Origin of the sequence: Nocardioides sp. NPDC000445 (assembly GCF_040300245.1) — a bacterium.
Taxonomy (GTDB): domain Bacteria; phylum Actinomycetota; class Actinomycetes; order Propionibacteriales; family Nocardioidaceae; genus Nocardioides.
The window spans coordinates 158,523-182,030 of record NZ_JBEPDH010000009.1; the positions used below are offsets into that span (position 1 = coordinate 158,523).

Annotated in this window: 17 protein-coding genes; 13 read left to right on the plus strand and 4 right to left on the minus strand. The window is 67.6% G+C overall.

The window, feature by feature from the left end; translation table 11 throughout:
• Positions 1-46 precede the first annotated feature (46 nt).
• Positions 47-3,190, plus strand: a complete 3,144-nt coding sequence (icmF, locus tag ABT304_RS14360) for a fused isobutyryl-CoA mutase/GTPase IcmF (RefSeq protein ID WP_350716048.1) — start codon at positions 47-49, stop codon at positions 3,188-3,190.
• 160 nt (positions 3,191-3,350) lie between these two features.
• On the plus strand, positions 3,351-4,211 hold the full coding sequence (locus ABT304_RS14365) for an alpha/beta fold hydrolase (RefSeq protein WP_179658595.1): 861 nt from the start codon (positions 3,351-3,353) through the stop codon (positions 4,209-4,211).
• Between the two features lie 667 nt (positions 4,212-4,878).
• Here the strand turns inward: ABT304_RS14365 and ABT304_RS14370 are convergent.
• On the minus strand, positions 4,879-5,481 hold the full coding sequence (locus ABT304_RS14370; RefSeq protein WP_179658594.1) for a TetR/AcrR family transcriptional regulator: 603 nt from the start codon (positions 5,479-5,481) through the stop codon (positions 4,879-4,881).
• A gap of 207 nt (positions 5,482-5,688) precedes the next feature.
• On the opposite strand from ABT304_RS14370, the gene ABT304_RS14375 reads away from it, so the two are divergent.
• From ABT304_RS14375 to ABT304_RS14400, 6 genes are read left to right on the plus strand one after another with little or no spacing between them, the layout of a single operon-like run.
• Positions 5,689-6,534 (plus strand): ABC transporter ATP-binding protein, encoded by an 846-nt coding sequence (locus ABT304_RS14375; protein WP_502890341.1) that lies wholly within the window; start codon positions 5,689-5,691, stop codon positions 6,532-6,534.
• A 1-nt stretch (position 6,535) separates the two neighbouring features.
• Positions 6,536-7,351, plus strand: a complete 816-nt coding sequence (locus tag ABT304_RS14380) for an ABC transporter ATP-binding protein (protein WP_179658593.1) — start codon at positions 6,536-6,538, stop codon at positions 7,349-7,351.
• Positions 7,348-9,198 carry an AMP-dependent synthetase/ligase gene (locus tag ABT304_RS14385; RefSeq protein WP_008357866.1) on the plus strand — a complete coding sequence of 617 codons (1,851 nt, stop codon included), beginning with the start codon at positions 7,348-7,350 and terminating at the stop codon, positions 9,196-9,198. The genes ABT304_RS14380 and ABT304_RS14385 overlap by 4 nt, the downstream gene beginning before the upstream one ends.
• Positions 9,195-10,112: a branched-chain amino acid ABC transporter permease gene (locus ABT304_RS14390; RefSeq protein ID WP_040755028.1), complete on the plus strand. Its 918-nt coding sequence runs from the start codon at positions 9,195-9,197 to the stop codon at positions 10,110-10,112. The genes ABT304_RS14385 and ABT304_RS14390 overlap by 4 nt, the downstream gene beginning before the upstream one ends.
• 56 nt (positions 10,113-10,168) lie before the next feature.
• Positions 10,169-11,260 (plus strand): branched-chain amino acid ABC transporter permease, encoded by a 1,092-nt coding sequence (locus ABT304_RS14395; RefSeq protein ID WP_008357862.1) that lies wholly within the window; start codon positions 10,169-10,171, stop codon positions 11,258-11,260.
• 53 nt (positions 11,261-11,313) lie between these two features.
• The gene (locus tag ABT304_RS14400) at positions 11,314-12,600 is read left to right on the plus strand and encodes an ABC transporter substrate-binding protein (protein ID WP_008357860.1); all 1,287 of its coding nucleotides are present in this window, start codon (positions 11,314-11,316) and stop codon (positions 12,598-12,600) included.
• A 160-nt stretch (positions 12,601-12,760) separates the two neighbouring features.
• Here the strand turns inward: ABT304_RS14400 and ABT304_RS14405 are convergent, their stop codons facing one another.
• The 3 genes from ABT304_RS14405 to ABT304_RS14415 all read right to left on the minus strand — a co-directional run bounded on the left by ABT304_RS14405 (position 12,761) and on the right by ABT304_RS14415 (position 16,837).
• A complete protein-coding gene (locus ABT304_RS14405; RefSeq protein ID WP_350716132.1) occupies positions 12,761-13,813 on the minus strand; it encodes an acyl-CoA dehydrogenase family protein in 1,053 nt (350 codons plus the stop codon).
• Between the two features lie 224 nt (positions 13,814-14,037).
• Positions 14,038-14,514 carry a (2Fe-2S)-binding protein gene (locus tag ABT304_RS14410; RefSeq protein WP_008357853.1) on the minus strand — a complete coding sequence of 159 codons (477 nt, stop codon included), beginning with the start codon at positions 14,512-14,514 and terminating at the stop codon, positions 14,038-14,040.
• A gap of 4 nt (positions 14,515-14,518) precedes the next feature.
• On the minus strand, positions 14,519-16,837 hold the full coding sequence (locus ABT304_RS14415) for a molybdopterin cofactor-binding domain-containing protein (protein WP_008357851.1): 2,319 nt from the start codon (positions 16,835-16,837) through the stop codon (positions 14,519-14,521).
• 377 nt (positions 16,838-17,214) lie between these two features.
• Here ABT304_RS14415 and ABT304_RS14420 point away from each other — a divergent pair, with 377 nt between their 5' ends.
• The 5 genes from ABT304_RS14420 to ABT304_RS14440 all read left to right on the plus strand — a co-directional run bounded on the left by ABT304_RS14420 (position 17,215) and on the right by ABT304_RS14440 (position 23,499).
• Positions 17,215-18,150 (plus strand): LuxR C-terminal-related transcriptional regulator, encoded by a 936-nt coding sequence (locus ABT304_RS14420; RefSeq protein ID WP_350716052.1) that lies wholly within the window; start codon positions 17,215-17,217, stop codon positions 18,148-18,150.
• A gap of 74 nt (positions 18,151-18,224) precedes the next feature.
• Positions 18,225-19,214 (plus strand): LuxR C-terminal-related transcriptional regulator, encoded by a 990-nt coding sequence (locus ABT304_RS14425; RefSeq protein ID WP_350716053.1) that lies wholly within the window; start codon positions 18,225-18,227, stop codon positions 19,212-19,214.
• A gap of 137 nt (positions 19,215-19,351) precedes the next feature.
• On the plus strand, positions 19,352-20,311 hold the full coding sequence (locus tag ABT304_RS14430) for an NAD(P)H-dependent flavin oxidoreductase (protein WP_350716055.1): 960 nt from the start codon (positions 19,352-19,354) through the stop codon (positions 20,309-20,311).
• Positions 20,312-20,341: 30 nt separating this feature from the next.
• Entirely contained in the window at positions 20,342-21,910 is a 1,569-nt protein-coding gene (locus ABT304_RS14435; RefSeq protein ID WP_350716057.1) for an AMP-binding protein, read from the plus strand.
• Positions 21,907-23,499, plus strand: coding sequence for an acyl-CoA carboxylase subunit beta (locus tag ABT304_RS14440; protein WP_008357837.1), 1,593 nt, complete (start codon positions 21,907-21,909; stop codon positions 23,497-23,499). The genes ABT304_RS14435 and ABT304_RS14440 overlap by 4 nt, the downstream gene beginning before the upstream one ends.
• Positions 23,500-23,508: the final 9 nt, after the last annotated feature.

The window sequence follows — 23,508 nt, forward strand, 5'->3', positions numbered from 1 at the left end:
GAGCGAACCACTACCGAAAAATGATTGGACGTCATAGTATCTTGGTGTGACCGAACTCCACACCGCCCGAAACCCCGTCCGGATCGTCACCGCGGCCGCCCTGTTCGACGGCCACGACGCGGCGATCAACATCATGCGCCGGATCTTCCAGTCGCAGGGCTGCGAGGTGATCCACCTGGGCCACAACCGCTCGGTGAAAGAGGTCGTCGACGCGGCGATCGAGGAGGACGCACAAGGGATCGCGGTCTCCTCCTACCAGGGCGGCCACGTGGAGTACTTCGAATACCTGGTGGAGTCGCTGCGCGAGCGCGGCGCCGGGCACATCAAGGTCGTCGGCGGTGGCGGCGGGGTGATCGTGCCGGAGGAGATCGCCCGGCTGCGCGCCTCCGGGGTCACCATCTTCTCCCCGGAGGACGGCCAGCGGATGGGGCTGGCCGGCATGATCAACTCGGTCGTCGCCGACCTCGACGTCGACCTGTGGGCGCAGCGGCCGGTGAGCGCCGAGGAGGTGATCGCCGGCGACCGTACCTCGGTCGCCCGGGCGATCACCGGCGCCGAGCAGGGTCGGCTGCCGGCCGACGTACTCGACAGGCTCGAGGCCGCCGCGGCTGACCGTGTCGTGCCGATGCTCGGCATCACCGGCACCGGAGGCTCCGGCAAGTCGTCGCTGACCGATGAGCTCGTGCGGAGGCTGCGGGTCGACCAGGAGGACAAGCTGCGCGTCGCGGTGGTCGCGATCGACCCCACTCGGCGACGCGGCGGGGGCGCGCTCCTGGGTGACCGGATCCGGATGAACTCGCTGGCCTCGGACGGTGTCGAGGGGCCGGTCTACTACCGTTCGCTGGCGACCCGCGGCGCCCACGAGGTGCCCGACCACCTGGCGGACGTTCTGACGATCGTCCGCGCGGCCGGGTTCGACCTGGTGATCGTGGAGACCCCCGGCATCGGCCAGGGTGACGCCGCAATCGTCCCGTTCCTGGAGGATCGCGGCACCTCGCTGTATGTGATGACGCCCGAGTTCGGCGCCGCCAGCCAGCTCGAGAAGATCGACATGCTCGACTTCGCCGACGTCGTCGCGATCAACAAGTTCGAGCGCCGCGGCGCCGACGACGCGCTGCGTGACGTAGGCCGTCAGCTGGTCCGCAACCGGGAGGACTTCGGGTCGAGCTGGGAGGACATGCCGGTCTTCGGCACTTCTGCGGCGACGTTCAACGACGACGGCGTCACGGCCCTTTACCAGCACCTCCGTGGCCTGTTGGCGAAGAACGGACTCGCCATCGCCGAGGGCACCATCGCCCCGGTCGCGGTGAAGCACTCCAGCGGCGCCCATGAGATGGTCCCCGGTGACCGGGCGCACTACCTGGCCGATATCGCCGCGACCGTGCGTGACTACCACGCCGACACCGAGCAGCTGGTGGCCCAGGCTCGCCGGGCCCAGGCGTACGCACTGGTGGCCGCCGACCTCCCCGAGATCGGCGATGCGGCCGAGACGACCAGCCGAGACGTACCCGCCGAGATCGCCAGCCGGATCGCTGCCTGGCCGGGCATCGTGAAGGAGTACGCCGAGGATCCGGGCCGGATCTCACTCAGCGGCAACCGGGTGCCGCGGGTGGCGCTGCCCCGGTACGAGGACCACGGCGAGATGGTCCGGTTCTGGCGCCGGGAGAACCTGCCGGGTCACTTCCCGTTCACCGCGGGCGTCTTTCCCTACAAGCGGGCCAACGAGGACCCGGCACGCATGTTCGCCGGCGAGGGCGACCCCGCCCGTACGAACCGCCGTTTCAAGATGCTCTCCGAGGGCCAGCCCGCTGCACGGCTCTCGACCGCGTTCGACTCGGTCACGCTCTACGGCCGCGACCCTGATGAGCGCCCCGACATCTACGGCAAGGTCGGCACCTCGGGGGTCTCGGTGGCCACCTTGGAGGACATGAAGGAGCTGTACGACGGCTTCGATCTCCTCGCTCCCACCACGAGTGTCAGCATGACCATCAACGGCCCGGCCCCGACCGTGCTGGCGTTCTTCCTCAACACCGTGATCGACCAGGCGCGCGAGCGCGGGATCGACCCGGCGAAGGCGCTGCAGACGGTCCGCGGGACCGTGCAGGCCGACATCCTCAAGGAGGACCAGGGGCAGAACACCTGCCTGTTCTCCACGGAGTTCAGCTTGCGCTGCATGGCCGACATCCAGGAGTGGTTCATCGAGCAGGGGGTGCGCAACTTCTACTCGGTCTCGATCTCGGGCTATCACATCGCCGAGGCCGGGGCGAACCCCATCTCCCAGCTCGCCTTCACGCTGGCCAACGGCTTCACCTACGTGGAGTCCTACCTGGCCCGTGGCATGGACATCGACGACTTCGCGCCCAACCTGTCCTTCTTCTTCTCCAACGGGATGGACCCGGAGTACTCCGTCATCGGCCGCGTCGCCCGCAGGATCTGGGCGGTCGCGATGCGGGACCGCTACGGCGCCTCGGAGCGTTCGCAGAAGCTGAAGTACCACGTTCAGACGAGCGGTCGGTCCCTGCACGCGCAGGAGATGGACTTCAACGACATCCGCACCACGCTGCAGGCGCTGATCGCGATCTACGACAACGCCAACTCGCTGCACACCAACGCCTTCGACGAAGCCGTGACGACCCCGTCCGCCGATTCGGTGCGTCGGGCGCTGGCGATCCAGCTGATCATCAACCGCGAGTGGGGCCTGGCGATGAACGAGAACCCGCTGCAGGGCTCCTTCATCATCGACGACCTGACCGACCTGGTCGAGGAGGCGGTGCTGCGCGAGTTCGAGCGGATCTCCGAGCGCGGCGGCGTGCTCGGCGCGATGGAGACCGGCTACCAGCGCGGCAAGATCCAGGACGAGTCGATGCTCTACGAGCACCGCAAGCACGACGGCACGCTGCCGATCGTCGGCGTCAACACCTTCCGGCGCCCCGAGGACGGGGCCGACCACGTAACCGTCGAGCTGGCCCGTGCCACGGATTCGGAGAAGGAGTCCCAGCTGCGCCGGGTGCGCGACTTCCAGGACGCCCACCGGAGCGAGGCTGCCGAGGCCCTGGCCCGGCTCAAGGAGGCGGCAGCGAGCGGTGAGAACGTCTTCGCAGTGCTCATGGACGCCGCTCGGGTCTGCACCCTGGGCCAGGTCACCGAGGCGTTCTTCGAGGCCGGCGGGCAGTATCGCCGCAACGTCTGAGCGATCGGTCCCGTCGGCGGGCACGGGTCGGCTCCTCATCGTGTGGCCCTTCCTCGGGCGCAGCGCCAGGAATGGTGACTTCTCCATTCGCCGGGCCACGCGATGACGCGACCGGCCGACGTGCAAGTGGCACCATGGGCACCCAGTCACAGGAGGCCGCATGTCCAGCACCGCCACATTCATCTCGCCGACCGATGGTACGGCGCTCGCAGTCCGGACGTGGGGGGAGGAACTGCCCGCGCCGCGGGGCGTCGTGCAGGTCGCCCACGGCATCGCCGAGCACCTGCAGCGCTACGACCGTCTCGCCCGGGCCCTCGTCGCGGCCGGCTACGCCGTCCGAGCCGTCGACCACCGTGGCCACGGCGGGTCCGTCGCGTCGGCCGACCAGCTCGGGCACTTCGACTTCGAGGCACTGGTGGCCGACGTCGCTGCTGTGGGTGCCTCGCTGCGCGATGACTTCCCCGGCGTCCCGATGTTCCTCGTGGCGCACTCGATGGGATCCTTCGCGGCACAGACGGTGATCCTCGACCGGTCCGAGCTCTACGATGGCGTCGTGCTGTCCGGCTCGACCGCACTCGACGTGCTCGCCGCGGAGCTCTCGAAGGCCGAGGGCCCGATCGGACTGGAGGCGTTCAACGCCGGGTTCGAGCACCGGACCGGGTACGAGTGGCTCTCGCGCGACGAGGCCGAGGTCGATGCGTACGTCGCCGACCCGTTGTCCGGGTTCGACCTCCCAGACACCGCCGTGCCCCAGCTGTTCGGCGGTGCCGCGCGGCTGGGCGACGCGGCGGCCCTGAAGGGCATCCGCTCCGATCTGCCGATCGCGATCGTCTCCGGCGACGCGGACCCGCTTGCCGCAGGTGGGGCCCTGGTCGAGCTGCTGGGCCAGCGCTATCGCGACGCCGGGCTGACGGACGTGACGGTCACGCTCTACCCCGGGGCGCGCCACGAGATCTTCAACGAGACCAATCGCGACGCGATCACCGCGGACGTGATCGAATGGCTCGAGGCCCACTCCTGAGGCGTCACATTCAGGGTCTGTGCGATCGAGATCCGCGAGCTCACCGACGTGACCAGGCAGCGGCGAGAGATCCCGGCTTCCGCCGCGATATGCGAGATCGGACGTCCGGCGTCCACGCGCTCGCATAATCGGCGACGCGCTTCCGGCGTCAGCGGGGGCATTGGGGTGCCCCGCCACATCGCCCCTTCGCTGAACTCGGTGAGTGGGACGGGCTCTTCCCGGCGGCCGGGGTCTGAGATTGGAGCCTCAGCCTGCCCCGAGGCGGTTTGTGTGGCGCTGGCCCAGGCCAGGAGCCCGGTGCGGGTTGTTGTCTCACGCATCAGGGGTGATCCGAAGACGAGCAAGGCTAGGCGGACCATCCCGCGGAGTGTCCAGCCGAAGGTATTGATGGCGACGAGGCCGGCGACCTCACGACGTCATCGAGGTGGTCGGCGGCATCGAAGCTCTCGCGCCTTTCATCCTTGATCGTCGTCGATGTCCTTCCGCTGCGGTCCTGTTGGTGTGGTCGAGCGTGTGCTCCTCCGGCGTCTGAGCCCGGAGGACCTACATGATTCTGGAGTGAAAGGCCAATCACTTGGGATGACGAGGGTCATACTGGATTGGGACGCCCGCCCGTGACCAGAAGAGGCGCCGGGACGTGACTCCGCCGGGGCCGGTGCTCGCCAGATCAGCCCCGAGGCGTCCGGGCCGGATCCACGCCGAGGCAGGCGTGGGCCATCTGGCTGAGCAGTTCGGTGAGCCGGTCATCCGGCAGTTCGGGGTTGAAGTTCAAGATCGACTGGATGGCGCCGATGGCGGCGTGGACCGTGAGGCGCGCCTCCTGGTCGGTCAGATCGGATCGCAGCGGAGCGAGGACGTGGACCCATTCCTCGATGTACAGCCGTTGCAGCCGGCGCAGTCTCCGACGGTCCTCCTCGGGGAGGTTGTCGACCTCGCGGTGGTAGACCGCCAAGACGTTGCGATCATCGATGGCGATCCGAATATGGTCGCTGACCAGCGCAGACAGTGTCTCGCTGTCGTCGGTGGTGACCTTGGCGATGTCCTCGGCGCCGGAGCTGATTCGGTTCATCACGCGATCCAGCAAGGCGATGAGGATCGATGTCTTGCTGTCGAAGTGCCTATAGATGCCCGAGCCCACGATCCCGGCCTCCGCGCCGATGTCGGCCATCGATACGTCATGGAAGCTCGTGCGTCCGGCCAGGTCCGCGGCTGCGGCCAGGATGCGCGCCTTGCGGTCGGGGTCGCGTTGCCGCCGGGTCTCGTTGGTCATGGCGCCAGTGTGCACCGCGGCGCGGTGTTGTGGGGAGGGTGCCCTCGGCGATGTGGTCGGTGTCGCGATAGGCAGAGATCCGAAAGTGACCGGAATCACGATTTGTCCTTGAGAGTCTTGTCAGTTAGTGATTGGCGGTTTACATTGATGCTCCGGGCTCGGGCCTCAGTCAGGGCTTCGTTGCCCGCCAGCTCATCGGGAGATGACGTGACCCGCCGAACCACGATGGCTACGCCGTCCGAGAGGCCGATCGCCGCCGAGGCGGGGGAACTGGTGGTCTCGAATCTCGAGGTCGTCTACAACGACGCCGTCCTGGTGCTGCGCGGTATCTCCGTCTCGGTTCCGACCGGCTCCGTGGTGGCTCTCCTTGGTGCCAACGGCGCGGGCAAGACGACACTCCTGCGGGCCATCTCCGGGTTGCTGGACTTCCACCGTGGCGACATCACCAAAGGGAGCGTTGGCTTTGCAGGCGCAGACGTGACGAGCCTGAGCCCTTCACACCGTGTCACCCGGGGGCTGGCGCAAGTGATGGAGGGACGGCGCATCTTCCAGTCCTTGTCAGTGGAGGAGAACCTCCGGGCCGGGGCGATCGGAGCAAAGGGCACCACTGCGAGCGAGACCTTCGACCGGCTGCTCGACATGTTCCCGGTTCTCGCCAAGCGCCGACGCGACATCGCGGGATATCTGAGCGGGGGTGAGCAGCAGATGCTCGCCATCGGCCGAGCGCTGATGTCCGAACCCACGTTGCTCCTGCTCGACGAGCCGTCCCTGGGTCTCGCGCCGCGCGTGGTCGAACAGATCCGGGACGCCATCGTCTCCATCAACGGGCAGGGGACCAGCGTTCTGTTGGTGGAGCAGAACGCGACCATGGCCCTCTCGATCGCCAACCACGCCTACGTCCTCGAGCACGGCCGGATCGTGAGTGAGGGCTCTGCTGCCGCGCTCATGTCCGACCGCAACGTGGCGGACTTCTATCTCGGCGGCGGCGAGCACGCCGAGCGGTCATACCGCGACGTGAAGACCTATCGACGCCGCAAGAACTGGGGAACCTGACATGCCCACCACGAGACTCGAAACGCTCATGACGCCGCCCTCGACGGAGGGACGCCCGCTGCTCGAGGTCGCCAATCTGCGGCTGAAGTTCGGTGGTGTCACCGTCCTCAACGATGTCAGCTTCGATGTGAATCGCGGTGAGTTGTTCGCGATCATCGGCCCCAACGGCGCCGGGAAGACCTCGATCTTCAACTGTCTCTCCGCGGCCTACCGGCCCGAGGCCGGCAGCATCAAGATCGACGGACGCGAGCTCGTCGGCATGCGTCCGGCCCAGACGGTACGACACGGCATCGGGCGCACCTTCCAGAACCTGGGACTGTTCCCAGACCTCGATGTCGTCGAGAACCTTCTGCTGGGTCGCCACTCGCTCATGCGCACAGGCTTCCTGAGTGGTGCGCTCTGGTTCGGCCGGGCCCGCGGCGAGGAGCTCGCACACCGGATGGTGGTCGAGGAGATCATCGAGCTTCTTGCGCTCACGCCGTTCCGTCGGCAAGCGGTCGGAACGCTTCCATACGGCGTCCAGAAGCGGATCGAGCTGGGCCGGGCCCTTGCGATGCAACCGAAGGTGTTGCTCCTCGACGAGCCGGTGGCCGGCATGAACCTCGAGGAGTCGGAGGACATGGCTCGCTACATCGTCGAGCTGCGTCGGCTTCTGGGCGTCGCGATGATCCTGGTCGAGCACGACATGCGGCTCGTCATGGATCTTGCCGACCGCGTGATGGTGCTCGACTTCGGCACCCCGATCACCACGGGTGTCCCGAATGACGTCACGTCGCACCCGGGCGTGGTCGCCGCATACCTCGGAGGTGCGGCATGAGCCTGTCCGCCCACGTTCGACCTCCAGCCGCCGCTGTCGAACCGGACACGATCTCGACGCTGCCCGCTGCGCTGCTCTATCGAGCGCTCCGCTCCCCGCGCCAGGTCGCCCTCCGCAAGAAGCACTTGGGCGTGTGGCGCAGCTACACGTGGGGAGAGTACGCCGAGCGGGCCGCCGCCATCGGGATGGGGTTGCGCCGCCTCGGCGTGCAGCCCGGTGACCGAGTGGCGGTCCATGCCGGCAACCGACCGGCGTGGGTCATCGCCGACATGGGTATCCAGGCCATCGGAGCCGTTACCGTCGGCCTGTATCCCACGGCTGCTGCGGACGAGGTCGCCTACCTCTTGGAGCACTCCGAGTCGGTCGTCCTGATCGCCGAGGACGAGGAGCAGTACGACAAGACCGCCGCCGTACGTTCCGGGCTGGTGAGCCTGCGCAACATCGTCATCATCGATCCGCGGGGAGTGGATCTCGCCGACTCGATGCTGATGTCGTTCGACGACCTCGAGGCCGAGGGTCGGAGGTCATCCGACGACCTGCTGACGGACCTGGCGGCAGCGGTGGCAGAACTCGACCCGGCGCTGCCGGCGACCATCGTCTACACGTCGGGGACGACCGGCCCGCCGAAGGGCGCCATGCTCAGCCACGCCAACCTCGTCGCCGCTTCCCGCAACGGGGAGTCGTCCTTCGGCGTGGCGCCGGGGGACGAGGTCCTCTCCTACCTGCCCCTGTGTCACGTCGCCGAACGGCTGGTCTCGGTCGTGTGCGCGCTGGCCTCCGATTACGTCGTGAACTTCGGCGAGGACTCCGACACCTTCAACCAGGACCTGCGTGAGGTCCAGCCGACCTTCTTCTTGGGTGTGCCGCGCGTCTGGGAGAAGATGATGGCCTCCGCGACGATCAAGATCGGCGACGCCGGCTTGCTGAAGCGAAGCAACTACCGCTTGTGGCTCAGCATCGGTCGCGGCATAGCGCGGCGGCGGTGGGCGCGCGGCCGGCTCGGTCCTGTGGACCGCATGCTGTACGGATTCGGCTGGCTGATGCTCTATCGGCCACTGCGGGAGAAGCTCGGCCTCAGCCGTTGTCGCAGCGCGGTGTCGGGTGCGGCCCCGATCGCCCCCGAGGTCCTCGAATACTTCTGGTCGATCGGCATCCCGGTCGTCGAGGGCTACGGCCAGACCGAGAACACCGCCCAAGGCTCGATCGTCGCCGTCGACAACGTGCGGCTCGGCACTGTCGGTCGTGCCGTTCCCGAGACCGAGCTGCGGCTGGACCCCGGCACCGGCGAGATCCTCACGCGCGGGCCCGCGACGTTCCTCGGCTACTTCAAGGATCAGGAGGCCACCTCGGCTGCGATCGACGCTGACGGATGGCTGCACACCGGCGACGTCGGTGTGGTCGATGACGACGGGATGATCCGGATCGTCGACCGGATGAAAGACATCATCATCACCGCCGGCGGGAAGAACATCAGCCCGTCCGAGATCGAGAACAAGCTCAAGGTCTCGCCCCACGTGCGGGAGGCGATCGTCATCGGCGACCGTCGCAAGTACCTCACCGCACTGATCGGCATCGAGCTGGACACCGTCGGCGCGTGGGCGCAGTCGCGAGGTATCCCGTTCACCACCTACACGGATCTCTCGGCCAACCCTGCGGTCGTGGAGCTCGTCGGCCATTGGGTCGAGGAGGTCAACCAGTCGTTCGCGCAGGTCGAGACGGTCAAGCGCTTCGCCATGCTCCCCAGGGAGCTGGACACCGAGGAGGGCGAGGTGACCGCGACACAGAAGGTCAAGCGGCGGTCCATCGAGGCGACTTACGCCTCCCTGATCGAGGAGCTCTACACATGAGTACGACGGGCGTGGGCACCGAGGCCCTCATCGAGACACTGTTCTCGGGGATCGCCGTCGGCGCAAAGTACGCACTTGTAGCGCTCGGATTCGTCATCGTCTTCAAGGCGACGCGCGTCCTGAACTTCGCCCACGCGAGCTTCGTCCTTCTCGGCGGGTTCATCACCTGGCAGCTCGCCGCTGAGTGGGGCGTTAACTTCTACCTGGCACTTCCGCTCGCGATGGTGGCCGGCGCACTCATCGGCACGGCACTCCAAACCGCCCTGCTGCAACGCCTCTTGGGGGAGAGGCCGTTCTCGATCATCATGATGACGATCGGGGTGCTGTACGTCTTCGACAACGTCACCTCCGCGATCTGGGGGCCAGAGGACCGGGACCTGCCGGATCCGTGGGGCTCCAAGACGGTCGACCTCGGATCGGTCAATCTCGCCGTCGCGGACCTGTGGACCATCGGCGTGACGTCCGCTGCAGTCGGTGCCTTCTTCCTGTTCTTCCGATACTCCAGCCTCGGCCTCGGAATGCGGGCCACGGCCGACGACCAGGAGGCCGCCCTGGCCACCGGCATCGACGCACGCCGGGTCCATCTGGCTGCCTGGGCCACCGCGGGCGCTCTGGGCACCCTGGCGGGCGCCATGCTCTCATCGGGTGCGGGCTCGGTCGGCCCATCACTCGGTGCCGTCGCCTTCGTCGCCTTCCCCGCCATGATCGTCGGTGGGCTCGAATCACCCGTCGGCGCCGTTGTCGGCGGCCTGCTCATCGGACTCATCCAGCAGCTGACAGCACTTCTCCAGCCGGAGTACGCCGCCTGGCTGGGGTCCGGCTTCGACCGTGTGGCGCCGTTCGCCGTGATGGTCATCATCCTGCTCGTGCGGCCGTATGGGCTGTTCGGTGAGCCCGAAGTGAGGCGAATCTGATGTCGACAATGACCTTGTCCCACGCGTCCAAGCGCCGGGGACGTCCGTACCGGAACATGACACTCAGTCATGCGGCGGACCTGAGGACGATTCGCGGCCCCTGGCGCATCGCCTTCTCGGTCGTACTCGTTGCCGTGTTCTTTGCTCTGCCGGTCCTGATCTCCGACGCGACACTGGGCACCCTGATCCTTTGTGGGGCCTTCGCGATCGGCGCCATCGGCCTCAATCTGTTGATTGGACTGACCGGCCAGGTGAGCCTGGGCCACGCCGCCTTCGTCGCCATTGGCGCCTACTGCACCTCGTACCTCGGTGATGGACGCGGCTGGCCGTTCCTGGCCTACTTCGCCACGGCGATCGTCCTCGGACTCGTCGCCGGCGCGGTGATCGGGCCATTCGCGCTGCGACTGCGCGGAAACTACCTCGTGATAGTGACCATCGGCCTCGTCTTCGTGTCGGAGCATGTCCTGCGCAACTGGGAGAGCTTGACCCGGCCCGTCCGTGGAACCGCACCCACCCGCGACGCCGCGGTGGCGATCGGCCCGCTCGACTTCGGCGCCGGTCTCGACCTGGGTAGCGCGCTGTATACCCGTGAGCAGTCGATGTTCTGGCTCACCTGGGCACTCGTGGCGCTGGCGGCGGTGGTGGCGCACAACCTGACCCGCAGCCGGGTCGGCCGCGCGATGCAGGCAGTTCGAGATCGTGATCTGGCGGCCGAGGTCATCGGCGTGGAGCCGGGCCGCACCAAGATCGGCGCCTTCGCCGTGGCCAGCGCCATGGCGGCGGCAGCCGGCGTCATCTACGCGCTCGGTCTGGGCGCCATCGACTACCAGGAGCTCTCCGGTATCCACGGTCTGTTCATGTCGATCACCTTCGTCGCGATCATCATCCTGGGCGGCCTCGGCACCGTCCACGGGTCGATCCTGGGGGCCCTGCTCGTGGTCTACGGGCAGCGCCTCATCGCCAATGAGGGCGCCGCGATGCCGATCCTGGGCATCCCGGTCGAGCGCGGCTGGATGAGCACCGGCGAGCTCAACGGGGTCCTCTTCGGAGGTCTCATCATCGTCTTCCTGCTGCTCGAGCCACGGGGGCTCGCCGCGTTGTGGGCGAGGGTCCGGACCTGGTTCCAGGGCTGGCCGTTCGCCTACTGACTTCCCATCGCAAGCGCTGTCCCGACACCACACAATTCATGAGGAGCGTCACCATGCAACATCTACGCCGCCGTACCACGGCGGGGATCACCATCACTGCCCTCTGCCTGGCGGCCCTCGCGGCCTGTGGCCGGGCCGATTCCGGGAGCGGAAGCTCCGGGGGGCAGGGCTCTGCGGGAGCGCCGGCAGAGGCGCCCGGCTTCGACGGCACCACCATCACGGTCGGGGCACTCACCCCGACCAGTGGCCGCGTCGCCGTGATCGGCAACCCGGTCACTGTCGGCAACCAGATCTACTTCGACATGATCAACGAGTCGGGCGGTATCGCCGGCAAGTACCCGGTCGAGGTGCTGGTGCGTGACAGCAAGTACGAGTCGACGACCGCGGCCCAGGAGTACCAGGCCACCAAGGACGAGGTGTCCATGTACGTGCAGCTCCTGGGCACGCAGGTGGTGAGCTCGCTCCTCCCGGACCTTGCGCAGGACGGCATCGTTGCCTCGCCTGCGTCCCTCGACTCCTTCTGGGTTCGCGAGCAGAACCTGCTGCCCTGGGGTGGGCCATACCAGATCCAGGTCGTGAACGGCGTGGACTGGTACCTCACCGAGGGCGGCGGAGAAGGCGAGACGATCTGCTCGCTGACCCAGGACGACGCGTACGGTGCCACGGGCCGCGACGGCTTGGCGTTCGTCGCCGAGCAGCACGGGATCAAGCTCGGCAAGCAGGTGCAGTTCACCCTGGGGACGACGGACTACACGACCCACATCAACCAGCTCAAGGGCGCCGGCTGCGACGCCGTTCTGCTCACCGCGACGCCTGCAGACACGGCAGGAGCGCTGGGCAAGGCTGCCCAGGTAGGCTTCGAGCCGCAGTGGCTGGGACAGTCCCCGACCTGGCTGAAGCCACTCTTCGAGGGCGACCTGAAGGACTACGCGGAGAAGAACCTCGTGATCCTCGCCGAGGGCGGCTCCTGGGACAAGTCGGCTTCCAAGGGAATGGGCGACATGATTGCGGCCCTGGAGAAGTATTCCCCCGACACCCCGGCTGACTGGTACCTCACTGTCGGCTGGACACAGGCCCGCGCGACGCACCAAGTGCTCGAGGCAGCCGTCGAACGTGGCGACCTCTCCCGTGACGGGCTCATCGAGGCGATGAACAGCCTGGATACGATCACCGCCGACGGCATGTTCGGTGACTACGGGTGGGGCGCGCCGGAGGAACGCGAGCCGCCGCGTACCAGCACGATCTACGCCGTCGACATCGACGGGTCTCCGATGGGCATCACGCCCAAGGCACAGGACTACACCTCGGACGCTGCGGCCGAGTACTCATTCGACGACTGAACGACTTGCCCAGCATGCTGCCGAACACCGCTGCTCTCGGGGACTGGGGACTGGCTCGACCAGATCCGACAGATCCTCGAGAGCAGCGGTGCAGCAGGCAGGGCTTCCAGCACCCCGAGCAGAATGCCCACAGGAACCGCCGATTCTGTCGACGATCTCATCAGAACAGGCTCTTGGCGATGATCTCCCGCTGGATCTCGTTCGTGCCGCCGAAGATCGGCGGGGCCAGGGCACGACGGACCTGGTACTCCATTCCGAACTCGCGCGCGTAGCCGGCGCCACCCATGAGCTGCATGCCTTCGAGCGCGGCCCGCTTTGCGTCCTCGGTAGCCCGCATCTTGGCCATCGACGACTCCTTCGCGAGGCTTTCCTCGTGACCGTCGTCGACAGCCTGGGCGACGTCGTAGAGGAGTGCTCGTCGGCCGTTTCCAATACTGAACACCGCGATGATGAGGCGCTCGACCCCCAGGCCGCGCATCAGATGGTTCCAGCCCTGGTCCGGTTCACCGATCATCACTCGTTCGAGAACGAGGCCGACGCCTGCGCTGAACACGGCCACCAGGTCCCGGCCGAAGTCGTCGACGGTGTCGGTCTCGGTGCTCTGGTCAGCGCTGACGAAGGCGACAACGCCGGTGGGTGCCAGGACCGGGGCGGCGACATAGGCGTGGGAGTGCATGACGGACTGGATGCGTGAATGGACCCGCGGATGGTCGAGTGCGTTGCGCACGATCGTCGGACGTCGTTGCGCACCGTCTCGCCCTTGAGCAGGTCTCCGATCGGGTGGTAGGGACTGCCCGCCTCCGACGGCGCGAGCCTCCTCCGGGCCGCTGTTGATGTGGAAGGCTGCCGGAACCCAGCGCCGGTTGTCGAGCCAGGAGAACAGCGTGCGGTCGAAGTCCATCTTGGCGGCCTCGTGCGGAACGTCGGCCACGAGCTCGTAAACGGTGTTGGCCGTGCGCAGCCGGCGTAGTGATTTGTGCAGGGCGTGCACCGACTCGGTTCGAAGTCTCAGGTCGAGGTAGCGGGTCGCGAGCTGCATCCTCCTCAGCTCGTCGAGCGCGATGGCGGCGCGCTCGGCGTCGCTGGTCCTCCCCATCTCCCAGGCGTAGTTTGGTGGGGATGGTCCCGGTGCGAGCGCGTTCACCCGAATTCCGTACGTCCCCCACTCGACAGCCGGCGACATCGTCATCGCGTGCACTGCCGTTTTCGCTATCGCCGACGAGACGACGTACGCCGACCCCGCTCATACCCAGGTTGTCTGGATCAAGAGGATGCTGCCAGCGAGCCCGTCTCGGATCCATCGCTTCCGGCCGCATGAGCGGTGTGGAAGGGCCGGCGCGGGTGCCGCTGTGAGCGGCTCGGCCCGAACAAGGTGGCGCTTCCTACACCGGCGCAGGTCCTTCGCGCGAGGTTGATGCCGACGTGTCGCCGCGCGGGTCACATCCTGGCGGCGCCCGTCTTGATCGCCTCACGCAAGCGAGGGTAGGTGCCGCAGCGGCAGATGTTGCGCAGACCGTCGAGGTCGTCGTCGGTGATATCGCGGCCCTCGGCCTTGACCCGACGGACCAGGTCGACGGCGGCCATGATCTGGCCCGGCTGGCAGTAGCCGCACTGGGCGACGTCCTCGTCGAGCCAGGCCTCCTGCATGGGGTGCAGGTCGGCGCCGACGGTCTCGGGCAGGCCCTCGATGGTCGTGATCTCGTCGTCGGAGCCGATGTCCTTGACCTGCACCGAGCAGGGGTTGAAGGCCTTGCCGTTGATGTGGGAGGTACAGGCCTTGCAGACGTTGATGCCGCAGCCGTACTTCGGGCCGGTGACCCCCAGCAGGTCACGGAGCACCCAGAGCAGGCGTACGTTGTCGGCGACATCGACACTGACTCGCTTGCCGTTGACGATGAAGGTGTGGGTGGGCATCTGCTCACTCCTGGAGGTAGGTCAGACCGTCAGTCGGAGACTGCGGCACGGGCGGGATGGTCGGCTTGACCTCGAAGTGCGACGGGTCGTGGTGGTTGATAGGGAACTCCGTCGGCGTCTTGCCGGTCGCCCGCGCGTAGGCGTTCGCGGTGGCCGCCATCGATGCGGCCACGGCGAGCTCGCCGGCGCCGCCTGGGTCCTCGGAGTCGTTCGGGACGATGATGACCTCGACGGTCGGTGGCGTGTTCCACTCGCGGGTGTAGGCGTAGTTGTCCCAGCTGGCCTCGAGGAAGTAGCCGTCACGCAGGTGCAGGCTGGACGTGAGCGTCTGGGCGATGCCGTCCATGGCGCCGCTCATCATCTGGGCGTCCAGACCGCGGGGGTTGACCACGAGACCGGCATCCACGCCAATCACGACCTTCGTGACGCGCGGGCCGGTCACCCCCTCACGTACCTTTCGGTTGACTGTCTCAGGACGGCAGTCGATCTCGACGAGGCAGGCGGAGAAGCTGTGGTACTCGTTGTTGATCGCGATGCCCTGGGCCGTGCCCGCCGGCATCGCCCGGCCCCAGTGTCCCTGCTGTGCGACCGCGTCGAGCACCGTCTTCGCACGCTGCTCGCGGACGAAGGCCTGTCGGAATCGGTAGGGATCCTTCCCGACGGCCGCGGCGATCTTGTCAACGGTGAGCTCACGAGCCGTGGCGACGTCGGGGGAGTAGATGTTGCGCATGGCGCCGGTGGTGAAGCCGAGATCGATCTCGTTGAGCAGCTGTGTGCTGACGCCGAAGTCGTAGTGGTAGGCCTGGGTCAGTGCGAAAACGGTCTCGGAGAAGCCGAGGTCGGCGACCGGCAGCCGCGGGGCGGTCGCCGTGAGGACGTCGCCGAACCCGTGGGTGAAGTCGTTCTTGACGCCAGTGTGTCGAAGCTCCCAGGTCAGCACCTCCCCCGCCAGCACGGTCGCCCGGATCCGCGTGGTGGCCATGGGGTGCACCCGGCCCTGACGCGAGTCGTCGGCGCGGTGCCACATCAGCTTCACCGGCACCCCCATCGCTTTGCTCGCCTGCGCGGCCTCCACGGCAGCGTCTGGGAAGACCTTGCGCCCGAACGAGCCGCCACCGGTCACGACATGGATCGTCACCGATGTCGGTGGCAGCCCGAGGATCTCGGCGATCCGCTCCTGCGCGACGATCGGCGCCTTGAAGCCGCCCCACACCGTGGCGCGACCGGGGCGTACGTCGGCGATCGCGCAGTTGGTCTCCAGCGCGGAGTTCGAGCGGAACCAGAAGGTCGAGTTCGTCTCCACGGTCTTGGCCAGCAGCGGCACCTTCGGGACGGCCAGGGGGATCTCCGCGCGACGTACCCGTTCCAGGATGTCGGCGTCGCTGAGCCCGTCGACCGGGCCCGGACCCCAGGTGACGTCGAGGGCGCGGATGGCGTCGATGCACTGGCCGAAGGTCTCGGCTCGCACCGCCACCCCGGTAGGGATCTCCGCGACGTGGGTGACCCCCGGCATGTCCAGCACGGCCGCTCGGTTGCGCACCGAGTCCACTTTGCCGTTGAGCGTGGGTGGCCGGCACAGCATCGTCGGCAGGGCCCCGGGCACGTCCATGTCCATCGTGAACTGCTTGCGTCCGGTCACTGCGGCGCGCGCGTCGATCCGGTTGCGCGGTGTGCCGATGACGGTGAACTCGGCGGGCTCCTTGAGTTGTGCCTCGACCTCGACGGTCTCGTCCACCGAGGCCGAGGCCGCCAGCTCGCCGTAGGAGATCTCCACCCCGTTCGGCGCGAGCACCTTCCCGTCGACGGTCTTCAGCGCAGCGAGGGGCACGTCGCCGCCGAGCATGGTCGAGGCCGCGTCCAGCAGCCGCCTGCGGGCGATCGCGGCCGCTGTGCGGATCGGGAGGTACGTCGTCATCGTGGTGTTGCTGCCGCCGGTCAGCTGGTTCATCAGCAGCTCGGGGCGCGCATCGGCGAGGGTGATCTCGATCTTGTCCAGGCCGATGTCGAGCTCGTCGGCGATGATCATGGCCGTCGAGGTCGTGATCCCCTGACCGACCTCCATCCTGGGCAGAGCGAAGTGCACCGTGCCGTCCTCGCGCAGGTCGAGTGAGATCAGGTTGGCCGTCGGCGCGACCGCCAGGAGCTGGGCGTCGCTGAGGTCCATGATGTCCGCGACCCCCGGCGGGGTGATCACCTTGGCCGCCGCCCGCTGCTCCAGGCCGAGCGACACGGCCACCGACAGGGTCGGAGCCGCCACCAGATATCCGAGCAGCGTACGCCGGCTGGTTCGTGGCCCATCGTAGGTCGTTTCGTCCTGTGTCATCGCAGCCCTCTGCTTCCGGGAACCTTCGATCATGAGAGGTGATCTGGGCCACAACGTAGCTGCGGTTCAGCGCTGTTGCGAGGGTGGCGATGACCGGTTCACCCCATCAGACACCTATTTCCTCCCAGGGGCTGACGTTCGAAACCGAGCCACCCGAGATGGAGTCGCCTCGGTCCGGTGGCAACGGAATCGTCGACAACTCCAGTGCGGTCCGGTCGGTTGTCGATGCTTGATGTGATCCTGGGTTCACATCTCCACATGAGATGGCCGAGGCTCTGCCCGCCTACGTGAGAGTGCGACTAACCTTGACGAATGTGACTGATGTCGCAACAATTGCTGAGATAGTGAATCGTGATACACAAAAGGGTGGGTTGGCAGTGACCACACAAACGGTTGTCGGCGGCAGCGTCACGTGGCCCGAGCTCGAGGATCCGGCTGGTTCTTCGGCGCGGTTGTCCGCGGTGGTGGAGAAGGCCGCATCGATGGCGACCGTCGCGTCGCTGGGGAGCCTTGTCGAGCTGGCGCCCTGGCTGATCTGCGAGGCGGGCGGGTTGGACCGCGCGATGCTCTCCCGGGTCACCGGATCTGTCTGGACACCCCATGCCCTGGCGATCACGAAGGGCGAAGACGATCCCGTCAACACCTTGCTTGCCGAGAGCCTCGTGGGGCTGTCGATCCCGCTCAGTGGGTCGCTGGTGGAGACCGAGGTGCTGAGGCGGCGGCAGACGCTGCTCGTCGACCGTCCCAGGCCGAGATCCCACTCCTCGAGCGTCATGGGTGAGCTCTCCCGCTCGCGGTCGTACGTGGTCGCCCCGATCATCATCTCGGATCGGGTGTCCGGATTCCTCCACGCCGACAGCTTCACGACCGGCCGTCCCCTCGGGGAGATCGACCGTGTCCTGCTCGCGACCTTCGCCGGGATCTTCGGGCTGCAGTACGAGCGCTGCGTCGCGGCAGACCGTCTCCGAGCGCAGAGCGAGGCGGCCGCGGCCGCCCTGAGCGCGGCCACCTCGCAGCTGGTCTCGACAGTCGGCCCGACATTGCGTCGGGCGGAGCCGAAGGCACCGGTCCGCCGGCGGGCCACCACGGAGTCGGTGGGGCCGACCACCTCCGGACTGACGTCGCGCGAGTGGGGCATCCTGCGGTTGATCGCGACCGGCGCCACGAACACTCAGATCGCCTCGGCTCTGGTGCTCTCGGAGAGCACCGTGAAGTCGCACGTCAAGCACATCCTGCACAAGCTCCCGGCGGCGAACCGCGCCGAGGCCGTGTTCAGGTTCAAGCAGCTGGAGCAGCAGGGACTCGCCTCATGAGACTGGGCGAGCGGGCTCGCTCCGAGCCACGACCTTCAGGGTGCTCCAGCGAGGATGCGCTGGGAGCCAGGATCTTGGACCTGCCGGGCCATCAGGAGGTAGGCGCTGTCGATGCCACCGAGTGGGACCTCGGCTGCGAGATCGACGCGTTCGTGGGCGCCGTCGACAAGCACGATGCCGCGGTCCACGCCCAGCGGCTCATGGACGCCTGCAGCGCCGCGAGGCGACTGAGCGCGATGCCGACGTCTCGCCAGCTGGTCGACGACGCATGCGCCGAGCTCGTCGAGTGCTGCGCCTTCGGGCGCGCGGTCCTCTCACGTGTCGAGCACGCGACCTGGCGACCTCTGACCGGTCACTTCGTCACGGGACGCTCCGAGCCGGAGTGGCTGGGGGCATGGATCGACAGGCCGATCGAGCTCAACGAGATGCTGGTCGAGACCCGCGTGGTGCGCGGCCACCGGCCCGTACTCGTCGAGGACACGGCCAGATCCCCTGTGTATCGGCCCATGATCATCGACGCTGGCCGTTCCGGCTCGTACGTCGTCGCGCCTGTCGTGGTGCGCGGGGAGGTCGTGGGGCTCTTCCATGCGGACCATGGGCCCGTCTCGAGACGCTGCGACGGCGTCGACCGAGACGTGCTCTGGACCTTTGCTCAGGGGTTCGGTCTCGTCTACGAGCGGCTCGTTCTCGCCGAGGAGTATCGCGCGCAGCGGACGCGTCTGCACGACGCCCTGGCGTCGACACAGCGGATGCTGAGCTCCCCGAGCGGGGACCTGGTCCCAGACGGGATCGACGAAGGAGGCCCGCTGTGCGGGCCCCTCCTGGGTGGTGTTCTGGACGAGGGCGGTGCCGGCACCTTGGCGGACGCCACCGAGGAGCCCCTCACCAGCCGGGAGCGTGAGGTGCTCGAGCTGATGGCCGTGGGGGCGACCAACCCCATGATCGCGAGCGAGCTGGTCGTCTCGGCGAGCACGGTGAAGTCTCATGTCCGCCACATCCTGCGCAAGCTCGGAGCCGTGAACCGCGCTCAGGCGATCGCGCGATACCTCGGTTCGCCCGACTGACGGTCGCAGGCTCACCCCATCGGGCGGTGGTTTCCTCCCGCAGGCTGACGTTTGTAGTGACAGCGCTCACTAGGTTCGATGACGGGCCGCAGGTGCGGCCTCGGAGAGTGTGGCCAACAGGCTGAGAGGAAACGACAGTGGCGTTGACCGAGTGGACCGACCGCCTACGCATCCCAGCCATCGCCGCCCCGATGACCGACGTGTCCGGGCCCGACTTGGTGGCCGAGGCGTGCTGCGCCGGAGTCGTGGGCGCGTTTCCGAGCCACAACGCGGCGAGCTCGTCGGAGCTGGAGCGGTGGCTCGCGGAGATCAACGAGCGACGCGCACACGTGGGCACTGGCACCCAGGCCGCGCCGGTCGCCGTCAACCTGGTCGTGCACCCGACGAACAGCCGGCTCGACTCCGACCTGCGTGCGGTGCTGAGCGGCGGCGTCGAGGTCGTGATCACCAGCGTCGGATCCCCCAGATCGATCGTCGGCCCGCTCCATGACGCCGGGGTGACGGTTCTCGCTGACGTCGCGAGCATCCACCACGCGCGCCGTGCGATCGATGCCGGTGTGGACGGCGTCGTCCTGCTCACCGCCGGTGCCGGAGGGCAGACGGGATGGGCCAACGCGTTCGCGTTCACCCGGGCTGTACGGGACGAGTTCAACGGGATGGTGGTGCTCGCCGGTGGGGTGAGCGACGGAGCCGGGATTCTGGCTGCGCGCGTGCTCGGCGCCGACCTGGCCTATCTCGGGACTCGCTTCATCGCGACCACGGAGAGCCTCGCGCCCGCGGCGTACAGGGCCGGAGTCGTCGCAGCGTCGCTGGACGACGTCGCCACGACCACGCAGGTCACCGGGCTCGCCGCCAACGTGCTCTCGGAGTGGCTACGAGGTGTGGATCCGGCCATGGGCGGCGGGCACGAGAGCGAGGCGGGCTTCTCGGTGGACCGGCTCCTGTCCCAACGCGGGGTGTGGGCGGCGGGCCACTCCGTCTCGGGGACCGATCGTGTGCTGCCCGTGGCCGAGCTGGTTGCGCTGCTTGACCGCGAACTGCGCGAGGCGCGGTCGCGCCTGCTCGCGGCGGCATTCACCCAAGTCGAGAACGACTGAGTCAGAACCGGAAACTGGAGGTCAAACATCATGTGGGGAACACTTCCCGAAGTCTTCGACCGGGTGTGCGCGAGCTACCCGGAGCGCACCGCGATCCTGGACGGCGACCGGTCACTCACCTACCGTGAGATGCACGAGCTCGCGAACCGCATCGCCAACGGGCTCGGCTCGATGGGCGTGGCGAGCGGCGAGCGGGTCGGGCTGCTCCTGCCCAACACGCTGGAGTTCATTCCGGTGCAGCACGGCGTCTGGAAAGCCGGCGCGGTGCTGGTGCAGATGCCGACGCGTGCCGCGGCGAGCGTGCACCGAACGAACCTCGAGCAGACCAACGCTACGACGCTGATCTATCACTCCGACTTCGACTCGGTCGCCGAAGAGCTCGCCGGCAGCCTGCCGGGGCTCAAGAAGCTGATCAGGGTGGCTCCCAGCGCAGCAGAGGGCGGGCCCGCGGGGTCGGTCGATCTCGGCGAGATGACCGCGGCGCAGCCGGCGACACCTCCGGACGTCGTCGTGCAGGAGCACGACGAGGCGTACGTCCTGTTCACCTCGGGCAGCACGGGCGACCCGAAGGGCGTCGTGAACTCGCACTTCACCTGGGCGCACTACAGCATCACCGCCGGCCTGGAGATCGGAGACACCCGGCCGGGTGAGATCTTCGCGCACGGCGCCCCGCTGACGCACTTCACCCAGGTCTTCGTGATGCCGACGTTCATCCGTGGGGGCACCAACGTGATGCTCCCCGGTCTCGACGTCGATGTGCTGCTCAGCTCGATCGAGAAGTATCAGGTGACCGCGACGGCCCTGGTTCCGACGATCGTCTACCTGTTGCTCGACCACCCGCGCCGGGCCGAGGCCGATCTGTCGAGCCTGCGCACCGCGGTGTACGCCGGCGCCCCGATCGCTCCCGACCGGCTCAAGGAGGCACTTGACGCCTTCGGCCCGATCTTCGTCCAGACCTATGCCGGCACCGAGCCGGGCTACATCTCGGTGCTGCGCAAGGAGGACCATCGCGTCGACAGCGACGAGGCGGTCCGGAGGCTGGCGTCGGCCGGCCGGCCGATCCCGTACGTCGGGGTCAGCATCCAGGACGTGAACGACACTCCGCTTCCGGCCGGCGAGGTCGGCGAGATCTGCTCCAAGCAGCTCGGCCAGATGCTCGGGTACGTCGACGCGTCCCGCAACGCCGAGGCCCTACGGGACGGGTGGGTTCACACCGGCGACCTCGGCTACCTCGACGACGACGGCTACCTCTACATCGTCGACCGTAAGAAGGACATGGTCATCAGCGGCGGGTTCAACGTGTTCCCGCGGCAGGTCGAGGACGCGTTGCTCACCCACCCCGCGGTCGCGCAGACGGCCGTGATCGGCGTACCGCACCCGAAGTGGGGTGAGGCGGTCCACGCCTTCGTCGTGCTCAGGCAGGGAGCCGAGGCTGCCCCCGAGGAGCTGATGTCAGTCGTCAAGAAGGAGCTCGGCAGCGTGTCCGCGCCGAAGACCATCGACTTCCTCGACAGCCTTCCTGTCAACCCGGCCGGAAAGCTGGACAAGAAGACCCTCCGAGCGCCCTTCTGGTCGGGACGCGACAGGCAGGTCGGATGATGACGTCCACAGCAACCACCGGCGACCCCACGTTCGACGAGAACCGGCGCGCACATCTGGCAGCCATCGCGGAGCTGGACGAGCAGCTCGACCTCGTCCGACAAGGCGGGGGAGAGCGCTATGCCGAGCGACACCACAAGCGTGGACGTCTGCTGGTCCGCGAACGTCTCGAGCTGCTCCTGGACCGTGACACCCATTTCCTCGAGCTGTCGTCGCTGGCGGCATGGGGCAGTGCGTTCACCGTCGGGGCCAGCATCCTGACCGGCATCGGTGTCGTGTCCGGCGTCGAGTGCGTGATCATCGCCCACGACCCGACGGTCCGCGGTGGCGCGATGAATCCGTTCACGCTCAAGAAGAACCTGCGTGCGCTCGACATCGCCAGGATCAACCGACTTCCCGTGGTCTATCTCGTCGAGTCGGGCGGTGCGGACCTGCCCACCCAGTCCGACCTCTTCGTCGACGCAGGCAAGATCTTCCAGAAGCTCACCCAACTCTCTGCCGAGGGCATCGCCACCATCGCGCTGGTCTTCGGCAACTCGACCGCAGGCGGCGCCTACGTGCCGGGGATGTGCGACTACGCGGTCTTCGTCGACGGCCAGGCCAAGGTCTTCCTCGGCGGGCCGCCGCTGGTCAAGATGGCGACCGGCGAGGACGCTGACGACGAGTCCCTCGGCGGCGCCCGGATGCACTCCGAGGTCTCGGGTGTCTCCGACCAGTTCGCCGTCGACGAGCCCGACGCGATCCGCATCGGCCGACAGATCGTGGCTGACCTCGGCTGGCGCAAGCTCGGGCCAGGTCCGAGCCTCCCGGCCGACCCACCGAAGTACGATGCCGAGGAGCTGCTCGGCATCATGCCGGCCGACTTCCGGGTCCCCGTCGACCCGCGCGACATCCTCGCCCGGATCGTGGACGGCTCGCGCTTCAGCGAGTACAAACCTCGCTACGGGACCAGTCTGGTGACTGGCTGGGCCTCGGTGCACGGGTTCCCGATCGGCGTGCTGGCCAACCACCGTGGCGTCCTGTTCAGCGACGAGGCCAAGAAGGCGACCGAGTTCATCCTGCTCGCCAACCAGAGCGACACGCCGCTGCTGTTCCTGCAGAACACCACCGGCTACATGGTGGGCACGGCGTACGAGCAGGGCGGGATCATCAAGGACGGCGCGAAGATGATCAACGCAGTCGCCAACTCCACCGTCCCGCACATCACGATCAACATCGGAGCATCGTTCGGCGCGGGGAACTACGGGATGTCGGGTCGTGCCTACGACCCGCGCCTGATGTTCGCCTGGGTGGGCGCACGGCTCGCGGTGATGGGCGCGGCGCAGCTTGCCGGAGTGCTCTCCATCGTCGGTCGGCAGGCGGCCGAGTCCAGTGGCCGTCCCTTCGACGAGGCCGCCGACGAGCAGCGTCGCCACGAGATCGAGGAGCAGATCGAGAACGAGTCGCACTCGTTCTTCACCAGCGCACGGATCTACGACGACGGGGTCATCGACCCCCGCGACACCCGCAGCGTCCTCGGTGTGGCGCTGTCCGCGATCCATTCACAGCGCGTCGAGGGCCGTCGTGGCTTCGGCGTCTTCCGGATGTAGGAGCAGGCC

What these genes read in the sequence shown, in the direction of transcription:
- ABT304_RS14365 (WP_179658595.1), top strand. Translation starts at nt 3,351, where the DNA reads ATGTCCAGCACCGCCACATTCATCTCGCCGACCGATGGTACGGCGCTC.
- ABT304_RS14370 (WP_179658594.1), bottom strand. Translation starts at nt 5,481, where the DNA reads ATGACCAACGAGACCCGGCGGCAACGCGACCCCGACCGCAAGGCGCGC.
- ABT304_RS14380 (WP_179658593.1), top strand. Translation starts at nt 6,536, where the DNA reads ATGCCCACCACGAGACTCGAAACGCTCATGACGCCGCCCTCGACGGAG.
- ABT304_RS14385 (WP_008357866.1), top strand. Translation starts at nt 7,348, where the DNA reads ATGAGCCTGTCCGCCCACGTTCGACCTCCAGCCGCCGCTGTCGAACCG.
- ABT304_RS14390 (WP_040755028.1), top strand. Translation starts at nt 9,195, where the DNA reads ATGAGTACGACGGGCGTGGGCACCGAGGCCCTCATCGAGACACTGTTC.
- ABT304_RS14395 (WP_008357862.1), top strand. Translation starts at nt 10,169, where the DNA reads ATGACACTCAGTCATGCGGCGGACCTGAGGACGATTCGCGGCCCCTGG.
- ABT304_RS14400 (WP_008357860.1), top strand. Translation starts at nt 11,314, where the DNA reads ATGCAACATCTACGCCGCCGTACCACGGCGGGGATCACCATCACTGCC.
- ABT304_RS14410 (WP_008357853.1), bottom strand. Translation starts at nt 14,514, where the DNA reads ATGCCCACCCACACCTTCATCGTCAACGGCAAGCGAGTCAGTGTCGAT.
- ABT304_RS14415 (WP_008357851.1), bottom strand. Translation starts at nt 16,837, where the DNA reads ATGACACAGGACGAAACGACCTACGATGGGCCACGAACCAGCCGGCGT.
- ABT304_RS14435 (WP_350716057.1), top strand. Translation starts at nt 20,342, where the DNA reads ATGTGGGGAACACTTCCCGAAGTCTTCGACCGGGTGTGCGCGAGCTAC.
- ABT304_RS14440 (WP_008357837.1), top strand. Translation starts at nt 21,907, where the DNA reads ATGATGACGTCCACAGCAACCACCGGCGACCCCACGTTCGACGAGAAC.